This window comes from Kitasatospora sp. NPDC101447 (assembly GCF_044767225.1).
In the GTDB taxonomy this organism is placed as follows: Bacteria; Actinomycetota; Actinomycetes; order Streptomycetales; family Streptomycetaceae; genus Kitasatospora.
On the sequence record NZ_JBIWNL010000044.1, the window covers coordinates 1 to 14,443 of the forward strand.

Annotated in this window: 12 protein-coding genes; 3 read left to right on the forward strand and 9 right to left on the reverse strand. The window is 73.5% G+C overall.

Annotated elements, in window-relative coordinates:
• Window positions 1-253 precede the first annotated feature (253 nt).
• Window positions 254-1,003, forward strand: coding sequence for a TrmH family RNA methyltransferase (locus ACIRST_RS36835; RefSeq protein WP_402808096.1), 750 nt, complete (start codon window positions 254-256; stop codon window positions 1,001-1,003).
• Window positions 1,004-1,012: 9 nt separating this feature from the next.
• Here ACIRST_RS36835 and ACIRST_RS36840 read toward each other — a convergent pair whose 3' ends face one another.
• The 5 genes from ACIRST_RS36840 to ACIRST_RS36860 form a co-directional block, all read right to left on the reverse strand.
• Window positions 1,013-2,047, reverse strand: a complete 1,035-nt coding sequence (locus ACIRST_RS36840; protein ID WP_402808098.1) for a peptidoglycan-binding protein — start codon at window positions 2,045-2,047, stop codon at window positions 1,013-1,015.
• A 219-nt stretch (window positions 2,048-2,266) separates the two neighbouring features.
• Window positions 2,267-3,178, reverse strand: a complete 912-nt coding sequence (locus ACIRST_RS36845; RefSeq protein WP_402808100.1) for a pyridoxamine 5'-phosphate oxidase family protein — start codon at window positions 3,176-3,178, stop codon at window positions 2,267-2,269.
• Window positions 3,179-3,190: 12 nt separating this feature from the next.
• Window positions 3,191-3,661, reverse strand: coding sequence for a VOC family protein (locus ACIRST_RS36850; protein ID WP_402808102.1), 471 nt, complete (start codon window positions 3,659-3,661; stop codon window positions 3,191-3,193).
• A 194-nt stretch (window positions 3,662-3,855) separates the two neighbouring features.
• Window positions 3,856-4,872, reverse strand: a complete 1,017-nt coding sequence (locus tag ACIRST_RS36855; RefSeq protein WP_396551022.1) for an XRE family transcriptional regulator — start codon at window positions 4,870-4,872, stop codon at window positions 3,856-3,858.
• Window positions 4,873-5,235: 363 nt separating this feature from the next.
• Entirely contained in the window at window positions 5,236-7,398 is a 2,163-nt protein-coding gene (locus ACIRST_RS36860) for a protease pro-enzyme activation domain-containing protein (protein ID WP_402808105.1), read from the reverse strand.
• 256 nt (window positions 7,399-7,654) lie between these two features.
• On the opposite strand from ACIRST_RS36860, the gene ACIRST_RS36865 reads away from it, so the two are divergent.
• A complete protein-coding gene (locus tag ACIRST_RS36865) occupies window positions 7,655-8,221 on the forward strand; it encodes a CGNR zinc finger domain-containing protein (protein WP_402808108.1) in 567 nt (188 codons plus the stop codon).
• A 125-nt stretch (window positions 8,222-8,346) separates the two neighbouring features.
• On the opposite strand, the gene ACIRST_RS36870 is transcribed toward ACIRST_RS36865, so the two are convergent.
• The 3 genes from ACIRST_RS36870 to ACIRST_RS36880 form a co-directional block, all read right to left on the reverse strand.
• Complete coding sequence (locus tag ACIRST_RS36870; RefSeq protein ID WP_402808111.1) at window positions 8,347-9,837, reverse strand: FAD-dependent monooxygenase; 1,491 nt, start codon at window positions 9,835-9,837, stop codon at window positions 8,347-8,349.
• 155 nt (window positions 9,838-9,992) lie between these two features.
• Entirely contained in the window at window positions 9,993-11,693 is a 1,701-nt protein-coding gene (gene paaN, locus ACIRST_RS36875; protein WP_402808114.1) for a phenylacetic acid degradation protein PaaN, read from the reverse strand.
• Between the two features lie 150 nt (window positions 11,694-11,843).
• A complete protein-coding gene (locus ACIRST_RS36880) occupies window positions 11,844-13,106 on the reverse strand; it encodes a hypothetical protein (RefSeq protein ID WP_402808117.1) in 1,263 nt (420 codons plus the stop codon).
• Between the two features lie 212 nt (window positions 13,107-13,318).
• On the opposite strand from ACIRST_RS36880, the gene ACIRST_RS36885 reads away from it, so the two are divergent.
• Entirely contained in the window at window positions 13,319-13,903 is a 585-nt protein-coding gene (locus tag ACIRST_RS36885; RefSeq protein ID WP_350523648.1) for a TetR/AcrR family transcriptional regulator, read from the forward strand.
• Between the two features lie 66 nt (window positions 13,904-13,969).
• Here the strand turns inward: ACIRST_RS36885 and ACIRST_RS36890 are convergent, their stop codons facing one another.
• Window positions 13,970-14,428 carry an Lrp/AsnC family transcriptional regulator gene (locus tag ACIRST_RS36890; RefSeq protein WP_396551035.1) on the reverse strand — a complete coding sequence of 153 codons (459 nt, stop codon included), beginning with the start codon at window positions 14,426-14,428 and terminating at the stop codon, window positions 13,970-13,972.
• Window positions 14,429-14,443: the final 15 nt, after the last annotated feature.

Genomic DNA, 14,443 nt, shown 5'->3' on the forward strand with positions numbered 1-14,443 from the left:
GGGTCGGGCGCCGTTGGCAGTCTGAAAATCACCCGCAACGCCCCTCTCCGGGCCACCCCCTGCGCCGCCCCCGTCCGTCCCCGCAGCGCGTCCCTCTCGCTGTGCAGAGTGGGGGGTGGGTGGGGGGTGGGGGTCGGGGGTGGGTGCGGCGGGGTGGGGGTGGTCCTCTCCCTGAGGGGCTGGGGGAGGGGGCGGGGGTGCCGGGGGCGGGTGTGGGCGGGTACGTGCGGGGGTGGGTGGCAGAGTGGGCGGCATGGACGAGGAGCTGGTGCGGGCGTGGCGGGTGGTTGAGCGGGAGCCTGGGGTGGTGTTGCTGGACGGGTTTCATGCGTTGAAGCACGCGCTGCGGTTCGGGGGGGACGTTCGGCGGGTGGTGACCGTCGATCGGGGGGCGTTGATGGCGCTGGCCGCCGAGTTGGCGGAGGACGTCGTTGCGGCGGTGGACGGGCTGGCGGTGGAGGTGCCGGAGGCGGTGGTGCGGACGTTGGTGCCCCGGCTGCATCCGACCGGGGTGGTGGCGTTGGCGGGGCGGCCTACTGCCGGGGCCAATCTGGCGGTGTTGGGCGCGCGGCCGCGGCGGGCGCCGGTGGTGGTGTTGGAGAACCCGCGGAACCTGGGGAACGTCGGGGCGGTGATCCGGTTGGCGGCGGGGTTCGGGGCCACGGGGGTGGTGACCACGGGGGACCTGGATCCGTGGCACCCGAACGTGCTGCGGGGCAGCGCCGGTCTGCACTTCGCCACGGCGGTGGAGCGGCTGACGTTGCCGCAGCTGCCCGCCGGGCCGCTGTTCGTGCTGGACCCGGAGGGCGCGGACATCCGGGACGTGCCGTTCCCGGACGACGCGCTGCTGGCCTTCGGGACCGAGCGGCACGGGGTGTCGGAGGAGCTCAAGGCGCGGGCGGACCGGCTGGTCGCGGTGCCGATGCAGGCGGGGGTGTCCAGCTTCAACCTGGCGACCAGTGTGGCGATGGGCCTCTTCCACTGGATGTCCGGGAAGCGCTGAGGGGGCGGGTCAGGAGAAGAGGCGGCGCCAGGTGTCCTTGCCGGGGTAGCCGTCGGCCTCGGCGCCGCGCCAGCCCTGGGCGAGCTGGAAGGCCTGGGTCGCCTTGCGGTCGGCCTCGCTCCAGCGCGTGCCGGGGCCGACGCGGTACGAGCCGCCGAAGCCCTTGCGGACCAGCTGCTCGCCGAGCTGCCGGACGTACGCGTTGTCGGCGCCGGGGCGGAAGTACTGCGGGCCGGGGAAGGCCGTGGCGGGGGTGCCGCCGTCGTTGCCGGGCCCGGCGAGGCCGGTGTAGCGGTACGGGACGTAGGCGCCGGAGTCGTTCCAGTACGCGTACGGGGTGGAGCGCTTCCTGGTGCCGGGGGAGGTCTGCTCGTAGGCGACGTACCTGGTGCGGGAGGAGTCCGTCCAGCCGCCGAAGACCGTCACGTGCGAACCGGCCTGCGGGTCGGCCGGGTCGTTGCGGATCAGCACGTCGCCGGGGAGCAGGTCGTCCTTGCCGATGCGCTCGGCGAAGTCCGGCAGGGTCCAGGTGGTCTGGTTGCTGCCGAGGCCCCAGGCCATCGAGACGAAGCCGGAGCAGTCCTGGCGGTAGCCGTCCGACCAGTAGCGGCTCATGCTGTACGGCACGTCCTGGTCGACCCAGCTCTGTGCGCGTCGGATGATCTGCGCCCGGGTGACCGGCTGGGCGGCGTCCGGGGTGGCGAAGGCGCGGGCGCCGGCGGACCCGCCGTGGAGGCCGCCGACCTCGCCCTGCGGGGTCTGCGGCCGGGGGGCGCTGCTGTCGCCCGGGGCGGGGCCGGGGGCGGGGGCCGCGAGGGCCGGGGCGGCGGCGGCCGTCCCGCCGCCGAGCGCGGTGCCGACGGCGGCGACCAGGACGGCGGCGCGGCGGCGGATGCTGCGGGCTGCGGCGTGTCCGCCCTCGTGGACCGGCGCGGCGTGCAGCCGGGCGCGGCGGCGGGCACTGCAGCCCCCGCATATGCAGTCCTCCTCCGGTTCGACCTCGTCGAACTCCATGAGCGTGGACAGGGGGTCGGTGAGGGTCATGCTCCGCCTCTTTCCTGCGGTCGTTCCCGGTCACGGCCTGACGGCGTGACAGGACCGGCCTTCCCCGGCCGGCTCCGCGTGTCATCGGGAACAAGGTCCCAAAGCGGGAGGAGCGCGGCGCGGCGGATTGCGCCGCGCGGGTGACGACCCGTTCGGCGGTCCGGGCGTGGCGCGGCGGGGCGGGACCGAATAGTGCCGGGGTGCGGAGCCGACGCGGGATCAGCGCGGGATGGCGGGCGAGTACTCGGGGTCCGTCCAGGTCAGCGGGGTGGCGTCGGCGAGTTCGAGCACACCGGTGACGGCCAGTTCGACCGTCCGCTCGGCGCCCGGGGCGGCCTGCCGGGCCTCCGGCGACCAGTCGGTGCGGGCCTCGCCGGTGACCAGCAGGGCCCCGCCGGTCTCCCAGTCGGGCAGCAGCAGGCCGGCCCTGGGGTCCAGCTCCAGGTTGCCGAGGGTCAGGAACATGCTGTTGCCCGGGTACTCCGGCCAGCGCAGCCGGTCCGCTGCCACCGCCTCCAGGAAGCCGGGGAAGCCGCCGCGGTGGGAGGCGTCCACGCTGCCGTCCGGCCCGGTGGTGGCGATGAAGAAGGTGTCCGCGGTGGCCGCGGCCAGGCGCTGCGCGGTGGTCAGCCGCGGGCCGGCGGCGACCGTACGGGGCGGGCCGGCCGCCGGGCGGTCCAGCGGGCTGCGGCGCTGGATGTACTTCGGGCAGTTGGAGACCACCTCGTCGGCGCTGACCAGCAGCCCGCCGCGGCCGTCCGGGACGGAGCCGCCGTTGAGCCGCATCCGGCGCCGGCCGGCCGGGTCGAGGGCGATGGTGCCGACCCGGGCCGGGCGGGCCAGCGCCTCGGCGAGCGGGTCGGCCCCGGTCGGACGGGCGGCGACCGACATCGTCCGCTCGTCCGGGGCCTGCAGGAAGCCGGCCGGGCCGGTCAGCTGGGTGGCCCAGACCCGCCCGTCGAGGTCGGCGGCGCCGACGACCAGCATCCGCCGCTCGGCCAGGAAGCGGGCGGCGACCGCCGGAACGGTGCTGCGGATCGACCGGCCGGCGTGGTCGGCCCGCTCGGTCCGGCCGGCCCGGGCCTGGGCGGCCCGTTCGCCGGCGTGGTACGGCGTGCTGGTGGCGGTCATGGTCGGTCCTGTCTAGAAGAAGCCGCAGGTCGGGGCGTCGGTGGTGGGGGCTTCGGCCTCGGTGCCGTCCACACCGGTGCGGGTGTAGATCTCCAGCCGGATGCCGTCCGGGTCGGTGAAGAAGACGCCGCCGGAGGCCGAGCCCTCGTTGTGCGGGACGACGCCGTCGTAGGCGAACTCGGCGCCGAGCTCGCGCAGCAGCCGTTCGGCGGCGCGGACCTCGTCGAGGCTCTCGACCTCGAAGGAGAGGTGGTGCAGGCCGGGGCTGGTGGTGGCGAAGGTGCCGGCGCTCTGCTGCCAGAGGGTCACCACCAGGCGGCCGTCGCGGCCGAGCAGGGCGAAGCGGCGCTCGGGGTCGGTGCCCTCGTGGGTGACCTGGAGGCCGAGGACCGCGCGGTAGAAGTCGATCGAGCGGGCCAGGTCGGTGACGTTCAGGCCCACGTGGCCGGTCTGCAGGGTGCGGAGCAGGGTGGTGCTGGACATGCCTGGTCACTCCCGGGGCTGGGGCTTCCGGCGAGACTCGTGTCTAACCGATACTCATCAGAGTAGGAGTTAGGTGATGAGGCGTCAACCAGTGCGCGGCATTGAAGTGGTTAGGTGTTCCGGGGGGCACGCGAAAGCCCCGCCGGACCTGGCGGTCCGACGGGGCTCGGGAGGCGGAGGAGGGGCGGGCGGGGCTACGCCCACTCCCACCGGATGCCGATGTGGCCCGGCTGCTGGTCCGGGGCCAGGACGTGGGCGCTGGCCGAGGCGCCGATCCAGAGCTGCTCGCGCCGGTGGTCGACGTCGGCGCCCGGCTCGCGGTCGTAGCGCTCGCAGTGCGCCGGGACGGCGGCCGGGTCGAAGTGCACCTGGAGCACGTACTCGCGCACCGTGGTGGCGAAGCGGCGGCTGTACTCCAGGGTCGGACCGCCCGGCGGGATCTCCACCTCGTACTCGAAGACGGTGCTGTCGCCGAGCCCGAGCGGGCGGTCCAGCATCAGCTCGGCCACGGTCAGCCCGGCCTCCGGGCGGCGGCGCACCCGGCCCAGCCGGCCGTGCCGCACCGAGGTGATCTCCGGGCAGCCGGCCGCCTCCTCGTCGGCCATGTGCACCACCAGGCAGCGGCCGACGCCGCCGACGGTGGCGCGCACCACCTGGCGCATCCGCAGCAGGTTGCCGCGCCGCTCGGCGTCCACGTAGTAGGAGTCGTGGATGCTCAGGCGCTCCAGCTCGCCGGCCGGCGGGGCGTCCAGCTCGGCGAAGATGTTGGCGATCTCCTGCTCGCCCGGCCAGACGTCCTCCAGCCCGAGGTGCAGGGTGTTGGCCGCGGCGGCCCAGCGGCCGCGCGGGCGGGGCGGGCCGAGCAGGGAGGAGAGCGCGCTGTGCGGCAGCCCGAGCAGCTCCTCCAGCAGGTGGACGGCGCGCAGCGAGCTGGCCCGCTCGGGCTGGCTGCGGCCGCGCCGCCAGTAACTCAACGTCGTGACACTGACCCTGACGCCGCGTTGGGCGAGGGCCGCGCGGATCCGGTCCAGGCTGAGGCCGCTGGCCTCGATCGCCAGGTGCAGGGTGTCCGCGAAGCCGCCGACCGGGGCGAGCCGGGCGGCGGGCGGTGCCGGTGCCGGGGCCGGTGCGGGCGCGGGAGGCCCGGGGCGCTCCGTGTGCGACCCGACCAGCCGCAGTCGCGCGGCGTCCTGAGGCTGCTGTGCGGCCATGCGGTGACCCTCCCCACCAGGTGAGTTCGGTGGCACCGGGCCGACGCCGGGGCGCGCCGCCAGCGGCTTCACCGAGCTTTGGGGAACCCTATGCACGGTCGAGAGGCTACGTCATCAGTCGTGCGTATGACAGTGGTCACGGCAGGTCGACCGAATGGTTAGCGATCTTGAAACACTCCGGAAACACCGTCCTTACCGGAGTCCCCGGTCCGGGTCGGTCCGGCGGACGCGACACCGCCGGGGCGGGCTCTCTCGGCGCCGCCCCGGCGGGGGTCTCGGTCGTGCTGTGCGGTGCTACTGCCGCTACCGGCGGTCACCGGGCGTTGCCGCCCGGTGACCGGGTGCGGTGATCGTCAGCGGTGGTCAGTTGACGTTCAGGGCGACGTCGTCGATCACGAAGCTGGTCTGCTGGGACGAGTCCTCGGTGCCGGTGAACTTGATCGTCACGGTCTGGCCGGCGAAGGAGGTCAGGTCCAGGGTGCGCTGCACGTACCCGGCGGCGGCGTTCACGTTGGAGTAGGTCGCCAGCGTGGTGCTGTTGGCCTGGACGGTCAGCTTGTCGTACGCGGTGGAGCCGGACTCCGCGGTGTCGATGTGCAGCCAGAAGGTCAGCTTCGCGGAGGTGCAGCCGGCCGGGATCGAGACGGTCTGCGACACGGTGTCGGTGTGGGTCGACCCGTAGCCGTCCATCCAGGCCTTCCAGGAGCCCGCGTGGGCGGCCTCGGAGGAGCTGTTGTCGACGACGCCGCTGGAGGTGGTCCACGGGGCGGCGCTGCCGGTCTCGAAGCCGCCGTTGCCGACCAGCTGGGCCGCGGTGCAGCCGCCGGTGGGCGGCGGGGTGGTGCCGCCACCGCCGAGCAGGGCGGTGGTCAGGGCGTCGGCGACCGGGGAGCCCCAGCCGGTGACCTGGTCGTAGCCGGTCTTCGTGGAGAAGTCCTGGTTGGCGCCGGTGGTCACGTCGTGGAAGGTGCTGCCGTAGCTGCTGCTGTTCGCGACCGAGTACAGCCGCGGGCTCGCCTCGCCGAGGACCGGCTGCCCGGCGGCCTTGGCCTTCTGGTTGAACTGGGCCGCGTAGCCGGACCAGAGCGGCGCGGCCGCGCTGGTGCCGCCGTAGACCTGCCAGCCCCCGGCCGTGTAGATCGAGAAGCCGCTCTGCGGGTCGGCGTTGGAGGCGACGTCCGGGACGGTGCGCATGGTGCCGCTGACGCCGGTGCCGGTCTGCCAGCTCGGCTTGCCGAACACGGTGGAGACGCCGCCGCCGGCGGTGCTCCAGGCGCTCTCCGAGGAGTAGGTGTTGCCGCTGCCGACCTTCAGGTTGGTGCCGCCGACACCGGTCTGGTGCGGGCTGGAGGCCGGGAAGTCGACCGCCTTGACGGTCGAGCCGCTGGTGGAGCGGGTGCAGTCGCGCGAGCCGTCGTCACCGGAGGCGGAGAAGATCGAGATGCCCTGGGCGGCGGCCTGCTTGAAGGCGTTGTCGACGGCCGTCATCGAGGCGGGGGTGGTGTCCGGCTCGCAGGAGCCCCAGGAGATCGAGATGACCGAGGCGCGGTTGTCGGCCACGATCTTGTTGGCCATGTCGATCTCGCCCTGGTCGCTGTTCGGGGCCTCGTACAGCAGCTGGGTGGCCTTGGGCGCGGCACCGCGGATGATCTCGCTGTCCAGCTCGACCTCGCCCTGGCCCTCGCCGGGCTTGGAGTCGTAGTTGGCGCCGTCCACCGAGACCGTGGAGACGGCCGGGCCGGTCAGGCCGAACTGCGAGTCGTAGGTGGTCAGGTTGGACTTGCTGTAGCCGTCGAACTCCCACAGCGCGACCGTCACGCCGGTGCCGTCGGCGCCGGTCTTGTTCAGGTTGTACGCGCCGGTGTACTGGGCCGGGGACATTCCGGTCGGGCCCGCGGTGGCGGCGTTCGGGCTGAGCGAGCCCGGCTTGACCAGGTGGGTCTTGCGGACCGGGTGGTTGTCCAGGCCGCTGACGCCCTGGACCACGGCGGCCAGCGAGGACGGGATCGAGGCGGCGGCGTCGTTGGCGAAGAACGAGCGCTGCATCTGCGGGTCCACGTACGCGCTCTCGTGGGTGCCGAAGGCCTGCGAGACCTGCGCGGCGGTGCCACGGGCGTTGACGACCTGGCGGTTGGCGCTCACGTCCGAGACGGTCAGGCCCTGCTGGGCCAGGTAGGCCTTGACCTGCTCGACGTCGGCCTGGGTCGGGCCGAACCGGGCGGTGAACTGCTCCGGCGTCAGGTACTTGCCGAACTCCGGGGTGCCCGGAGTGGCGACCGCGGTGAGGAAGCGGTCCAGGGCGTCGGTGTCACGCAGCTTCAGGCTGACGGCCACCGAGATCTGCTGCTCGGCGGGGACGTCGCCCTTCTTCTCCGAGTGGGCCACCGCGGGGTTCACGGTGTTCGGCAGGGCGACGCGGGGGGCGGCGTTGGGGGTGGCGGCCTGCGCGGCGGAGACGCCGAGCGAGACGGCGGTCAGCGGCAGGACGGCTATCGCCGCGGCAAGGGCAAGGGTGCGGGGGCGCAACGGATCCTCCTCCGGCCGGCTGTGGGGGCCGGCAAGGGGCCAGGCGTTCCGGGGTCGAGAACGCTGGCTCGAACATGACAGAACCGGTGTGCGAAGTGGCTCATGATCAAGCAATTCGTTGCTAAAAAACAGTCAAGTGTGGAGGCCGGGAAACTCGCGGAATCCATACAGTGAATGAGCGGAATTCAGGAGTCGGTCCATACCAATTCGGGCGGCGGCACGCGGACGTAGAATCGGACGGAGCCGAGGGAGAACGATGACTGACGTGAAGGCGGACCCGAGGGACCCGCGACCGCTGATCGGCGAGCCGCTCGCGCTCGACCTGCTCAACACGCGCTGGGCCGGAACGCCCGTCAACGACTTGCTCACCGGGGTCGAGGGGTACGGGATCTGGCTCTCCTCCGCCGGGCTGAGCGCCCGCTGCGAGGCCGACGACGCCGGGCTGGCGGCGATCCGCCAGGTCCGCGATGCGATCGGGCTGGCCGCCCAGGAAGCCCACGGGCAGGGCGAGTTGAGCACTGCGGCGCGGGAGGGACTGGACGCGGTACTGGCGCACGGGCGGATCCGGCGGACAGCCGGACCGGGCGGGGCCGAGGACCGGGTCGAGGTCGACCGGCCGCACTGGCTGGCGCCCTGGCTGGCCGCGGACGACTTCCTCACGCTGCTCGGGCAGGGGGCGCAGCGGGTGAAGCAGTGCGCGCACGAGGCGTGCATTCTGCATTTCTTCGACGCCTCGCAGAACGGGCGCCGGCGGTGGTGCCGGATGGCGGTGTGCGGGAATCGGGCGAAGGCGGCGCGGCACTACGAGAAGGCGCGGGGTTAACGGACGACCGAACGATGGGTCGGGCCGGGCGGCGGCCGCTGCACGGGCCCGGGACGGTCGTGGCGGGGATGCGGTGAGGCCGGTTCGGGCGGGCGCGGGGCGTGGCGCGCCCGCCCGAACGGGGGTCAGGCCGGGTTGCCGAGCCAGGTGGTGAGCGCGGCGCGCAGTTCGCCCTGGCCGGGGTCGACGGCGGCCCAGGCGACGTAGCCGTCCGGGCGGATCAGCAGGACGGTGTCGCGCAGCTTGCCGTGCGGGTCGGCGGGGGCGGTGGCGACCATGAGGTCGGCCCACGGTTCGGCGGCGACGAGCTCGTCGTTGCTGACGAGGACGAACCGTCCGGCGCGCAGCGCCTCGTAGAGCCGCTCGGGCGCGGCCGGGGCGCCCTCGACGGGCTTGCTGAGGGCGGTCAGCCGCAGGTCCGGGACGCGCTTGCCGACCTGCGGGTGGGCGTCCTTGGGCGCCGGGTAGGAGATGCCGATGCCGGAGACCAGCCGGGCGCCGCGCCCGGTGACCGGGTCGAGGTGGTTGCCCAGTGCGGTGAGCGCCCCGCGCAGGGCGCGGGTGGGGGCGGACTCGGCGAGGGCGAGCCGGATCAGCGCGCCGGAGGTGCGCAGCACCGTCTTCCCGACCGGGTGCCGCTCGGTCTGGTAGGTGTCCAGCAGGGCGTCGGTGGCGTGGCCGCGGACGGCGGCGGCGAGCTTCCAGGAGAGGTTGGCGGCGTCCTGGAGGCCGGTGTTCATGCCCTGGCCGCCGGCCGGGGAGTGGCAGTGGGCGGCGTCGCCGGCCAGGAAGACCCGGCCGGAGCGGTAGTTGGGGGCCTGGCGCTCGTCGCTGTGGAAGGTCGAGCTCCAGCGCACGTCGTGCAGGCCGTAGTCCTCGCCGAGGATGGCCGAGGTGAGGGCGGTGAGCTGCTCGGTGGTGGGGACGGTGCCGTCCTGGAAGCGCTCGTTGCGGTCCCAGGCGATGATCCGGAACCAGCCGTCGCCGAACGGGGCGATGAAGGCGAACCCGGTCTCGTTGGCGCCGACGGTGATCGCGTCGCTGGGCTCGCGCTCCAGCCGGACGTCGGCCAGCACCACGGAGTCGACGACCGATTCGCCGGGGAACGGGATGCCGAGCAGGTCGCGGACGGCGGAGTGGACGCCGTCGGTGCCGACCGCGTACGCGGCGCGATGGGTGTGCCCGTCGGCGGTCTCCAGCGTCACGCCGTCGGCGTCCTGGCGCAGCCCGGTGACCTCGGCGCCGCGCAGCAGGGTCGCGCCGGCCTTCTCCGCGCGGTCCAGGAGCAGCCGTTCGACGTTGTACTGCGGGGTGATCAGGACGAACGGGAAGCGGGTCTGCAGCGCGCCGAGGTCGATGCGGAAGCGGTCGAACATCTTCAGCGAGCCGAGCGGGCGGCCGGTGGCGATCAGTTCCTCGGCCAGGCCGCGGGCGTCCAGCTGCTCCAGGCTGCGGGCGTGCACGGCGAACGCCCGGGTGAGGTTGGACTCGGCGGCCCGCTTCTCCAGCACGGTGACGCCGACGCCGGCGGCGGCGAGGTCGCCGGCCAGCAGCAGTCCGGTGGGTCCGGCGCCGACGATCAGGACGTCGGTTTCGGTCGTCGGCTTCACGGCCATGTATTCAGCTCCCGGTGTTCGGAGGGTGGTTGGACGCCGTTCCCGGCGCTCTCCCAGCCTCCATCATCGCGGGCCCGGCGGGAGCTGTGAACCGCCGGGCCCCGGCGGTCGATGACCGCCGGGGCCCGGGAGGGGTGGGGTGCCGGTACGAACGCTCAGCTGTGCCGGCGGATCTCGACCGTGCGGAACCGGTTGGCGACGAACGCGCCGTCGCAGTAGGCGGAGTTGGCGGCCGGGTTGGCGCCGGTGCCGTGCAGGTCGGAGAAGGCGGCGGTCTGGTTGGGGTAGACGCCGCCGGTCAGGTTGAGCGAGAGGGAGACGCCGGAGTCCAGCGCGGCCTCGACCAGCAGCGCCTCCACCTCGGGGGAGGTGGTGTAGCCGGAGGCCGTCATGGCGCCCTTCTCGCGGACGGTGGTGCGCAGCAGCTCGATGCCGGCGGCGGTGGATTCGACGGCGACGGCGAAGGAGACCGGGCCGAAGCACTCGCTGCGGAAGACCGAGCGGTCGTCCGGCTTGTCGGCGTTCAGCTTGACCAGGGCGGGGGTGCGGACGGTCGCGCCGGGGAAGTCGGGCGAGGTCACCGCGCGCGGGGCGAGGGCGAGTTCGCCGTACTCGCCGCCGGCCGCGGCGGCCGAGCGCTGCAGCACACCGGGGTTGACCACGGCGCCGAGGATGGCGGCGGCGCGGGCGTCGTCGGAGAGCAGGCCCTCGATCGCGCCGGCGAGGTCGGCGACCACCTCGTCGTAGGTCTTGTCGCCCTGGTCGGTGCCGATGCCGCCGCGCGGGATCAGCACGTTCTGCGGGGTGGTGCACATCTGGCCGCTGTAGAGCGAGAGCGCGAAGGCCAGGTTGGACAGCATGCCCTTGTAGTCGTCGGTGGAGTCGATGACGACCGCGTTGACGCCGGCCTTCTCGGTGTACACCTGGGCCTGCTTGGCGTTCTCCTCCAGCCAGTCGCCGAAGCCGGTGGAGCCGGTGTAGTCGATCATCTTGATCTCGGGGCGGACCGCGAGGGCCGCGGCGACGGTGCCGCCCTCGTGCTCGGCGGCCAGGCAGACCAGGTTGGGGTCGTAGCCGGCCTCGGCGAGCACCTCGCGGGCGGTCCGGACGGTCAGTGCGAGCGGCAGCACGGCCCGGGGGTGGGGCTTGACCAGCACCGGGTTGCCGGTGGCGAGGGAGGCGAACAGGCCCGGGTAGCCGTTCCAGGTCGGGAAGGTGTTGCAGCCGATCAGCAGCGCGAGGCCGCGCGGGACGACGGTGAACTCCTTGGTCATCACCAGCGGGTCGCGCTTGCCCTGCGGCTTGGTCCAGTCGGCCTGCCGCGGCAGCCGGGTCTGCTCGGCGTACGCGTAGGCGACCGCCTCCAGGCCGCGGTCCTGGGCGTGCGGGCCGCCGGCCTGGAAGGCCATGCCGTAGGCCTGGCCGGTGGTGTGCATGACGGCCTGGGCGAACTCGTGCGAGGCGGCGTTGATCCGGTGCAGGATCTCCAGGCAGACGGCGGCGCGCTCCAGCGGGGAGGCGGCGGCCCAGCCGGGGCGGGCGGCGGTGAGCGCGCCGATCAGCGCGTCCGGGTCGGCGTGCGGGTAGGTGATGCCCAGCTCGACGCCGTACGGGGAGGCCTCGCCGCCGACCTGGTCGCCGTCGGTGGGGTGGCCCGCCAGGGCGAAGGGCTTGCCGAGCAGGGCGTCGAAGGCGGCCTTGCCGTCCGCCGGGCCGCTCTCGCCGTACGCCTTGGGGAACTCGGGGTAGGGCGACCAGTAGTCGCGCTTGGCGGCGGCGGCGAGCGCGGCGTCCAGGGTGGCCTGGTGGCGCTCGACGAGCTCGCTGACGAGGGGGTGGGTGACCGCTGCGGACATCTGTGCGCTCCTCAGAGGGGAGGACGGGACACGTCACAGAGTAACCGAACGATCGGTCGGCTCAAGAGGGTGCAGGGGTGGGAATCCGCCGGAACGGACGGAGGGCGCGTCCGTGGCGGACGCGCCCTCCGGGGCTCGGGTGGACCGGCTCTACGGCACGCCCAGCTCGAACAGCACGTACCCGCCGTACCAGCCGGAGGCGATCGCACCGGTGCCCAGCACGGCGGCCAGCACCGGCCAGCTCAGCTTGCGCATGCCGAGCGCCAGGGCGATGAGCAGCGGGAACGCGGGCAGCAGGTAGCGCGAGGTGTTGCCGAAGATGCCGAGGCTGCCGAGCACCGAGACGATCGTGGCCAGGGTGTAGGCGGTCAGCACCAGCGGCGGGCGCAGCCGGATCATCAGCGTGATCAGCACCGGCAGGGTGAGCACGATCAGGGTCGCCAGGAGGTCCGGCACCGGGAAGGCGAAGGGGTAGTCGTTGCGGCCCAGCAGGACGCCGCGGACCGCGTGCCAGGTGCCCTGGCCGCCGTCGAAGTAGTGCAGCCAGGCGTCGTGCTGCAGCCGGAAGTAGCCGCCCCACTCGCCCATCCGCCAGCCCACCCAGCCGACGTAGCCGAGCAGGCCGATCGGGGCCAGCAGCATCGCGGTCAGCGGGCGCAGCACGCCGCTGTCCCGCCGGTACAGCTCGACCAGGGCGGCCAGGCCCACGGCGCCGATCAGGGCCGCCGCGGTCGGCCGGTTGAGCCCGGCGACCAGGGTGATCACCCCGGCCGCGACCCACTGCCTGGTCATCACGCAGTAGCAGGCCCAGGCGGCCAGCGCGACGAAGGTGGAGTCCGAGTAGACCGCCCACTCGGCGCCCGAGCCCGGTGCGATCGCCCAGATCCCGGCCGCGATCACGCCCGCCCGGACGTCCCCGGACAGCTTCTCCACCACGGCGTAGATGCCGGCGGCGGCGAACAGCGAGGCCACCACGGAGACCAGCATCCCGGCGCCGTACAGGCCGAGGCCGGTGACGTCCGAGGTCATCCGCATCAGGCCCGGGTAGAGCGGGAAGAAGGCGGCCGAGTTCTGCTCGACGCTCATGCCCTCCGTCCCCGCGACCGGGACCAGCGCCGGGTGGTAGCCGAACTGGGCCACCTGCTGGTACCACCAGCCGTCCCAGCTGGCCAGGACGTCCCACGGGTTGGCGCCGCCGCCGAACCGGGCCGGCTTCTTGGCGTAGTCGCCGGCGAAGGAGAGCAGCTTCATGAACACGGTGAAGCCGACCAGCTTGAGCACCGCGTAGCACCACACGGCCGGCCCGAAGCGGACGACCAGCGCGCGGGCGCGCTCCTGCCAGGTGCGCGAGTGCTCCGGCTCCCCGCTGCGCTGCTCGGGCACGTCGGAGGCGACTGCCGGTATTGCGTTCATCAGCCGTGGACCCCAGCCTGCTCTGCACGTGGACGGATCGTCCGGAGAGTCTAGGGCCCGTCTTCAAGCCCCCGCCTGTGGGGCGACGCCGGGGGCTTGAAGACGGGCCCTGGGCCTGGGCCTTCTGGCGGGGGTGGGCCCGGCCGCGCGGGTGGTGTGGACCAGCGGGACCCGATCGCGTACCGCCCGGGGCGGCCGGGGATACTCGGAGGATGGCCGATCACACCACGCGCACCGCCTACACCGTGGAGTCACTGCTCGCGGTGACCGTCGACGTCTTCAACGAGCGCGGTTACGACGGCACCTCGATGGAGGACCTGTCCCGGGCGGCCGGGATCTCCAAGTCCTCCATCTACCACCACGTGCGCGGCAAGGAGGAGTTGCTGCGGCTGGCCGTCGGGCGGGCGCTGGACGGGCTGTTCGCGATCCTGGTCGAGCCGGCGGCGGTGGAGGGCCCGGCGGTGGAGCGGCTGGAGCACGTGGTGCGGCGCACCGCGGAGGTGCTGCTGGCGGAGCTGCCGTACGTGACGCTGCTGCTGCGGGTGCGGGGCAACACGGCCACCGAGCTGTGGGCGCTGGAGCGGCGCCGGGACTTCGACCACCAGGTCGCGGAGCTGCTGCGGGCGGCGGTCGCGGACGGCGCGCTGCGGGCGGACGTGGAGCCCCGGCTGGCCACCCGGCTGCTGTTCGGGATGATCAACTCGATCGTGGAGTGGTACCGGCCGGGGCTCAAGGCCGCCGACGGGGTCGCGGACGCGGTGGTGCACCTGGCCTTCGACGGGCTGCGGGCGCGGTAGCCGGTCGTCGGCGGGGGCCTGGCAGGGGGCCGGGCAGGGGGCCGGGCAGGGGGTTGCCGGGGGGCTTCAGGGGGTCTGCGGGTCCGGGGGGACCTGGTCGGTCTCCTCGAAGACCAGCATGGTGCGGGTGCCGAGCACCTGGGGGATGGACTGGATGCGGTTGAGCACGAGCTCCCGCAGGGTCCGGTTGTCGGCGGTGTGCACCAGCAGCAGGACGTCGAAGTCCCCGCCGACCAGCGCGATGTGCGCCACCCCGGGCAGCTCCAGCAGCTGCTCGCGGACCGTACGCCAGGAGTTCTGGACGATCTTCAGCGTGATGTACGCGGACGCCGCCTGACCGGCTCGTTCGTGGTCCACCCGGGCGGTGAAGCCGCGGATGATGCCGTCCTCGACCATCCTGGAGATCCGGGCGTACGCATTGGCCCGGGACACGTGCACCCGCTCGGCGACCGAGCGGATCGAGGCGCGACCGTCCTGCTGCAGCAGCCGCAGGATCGAACGGTCGACCCGGTCGAGTCTGGACATCTGTTCAGCCGACAT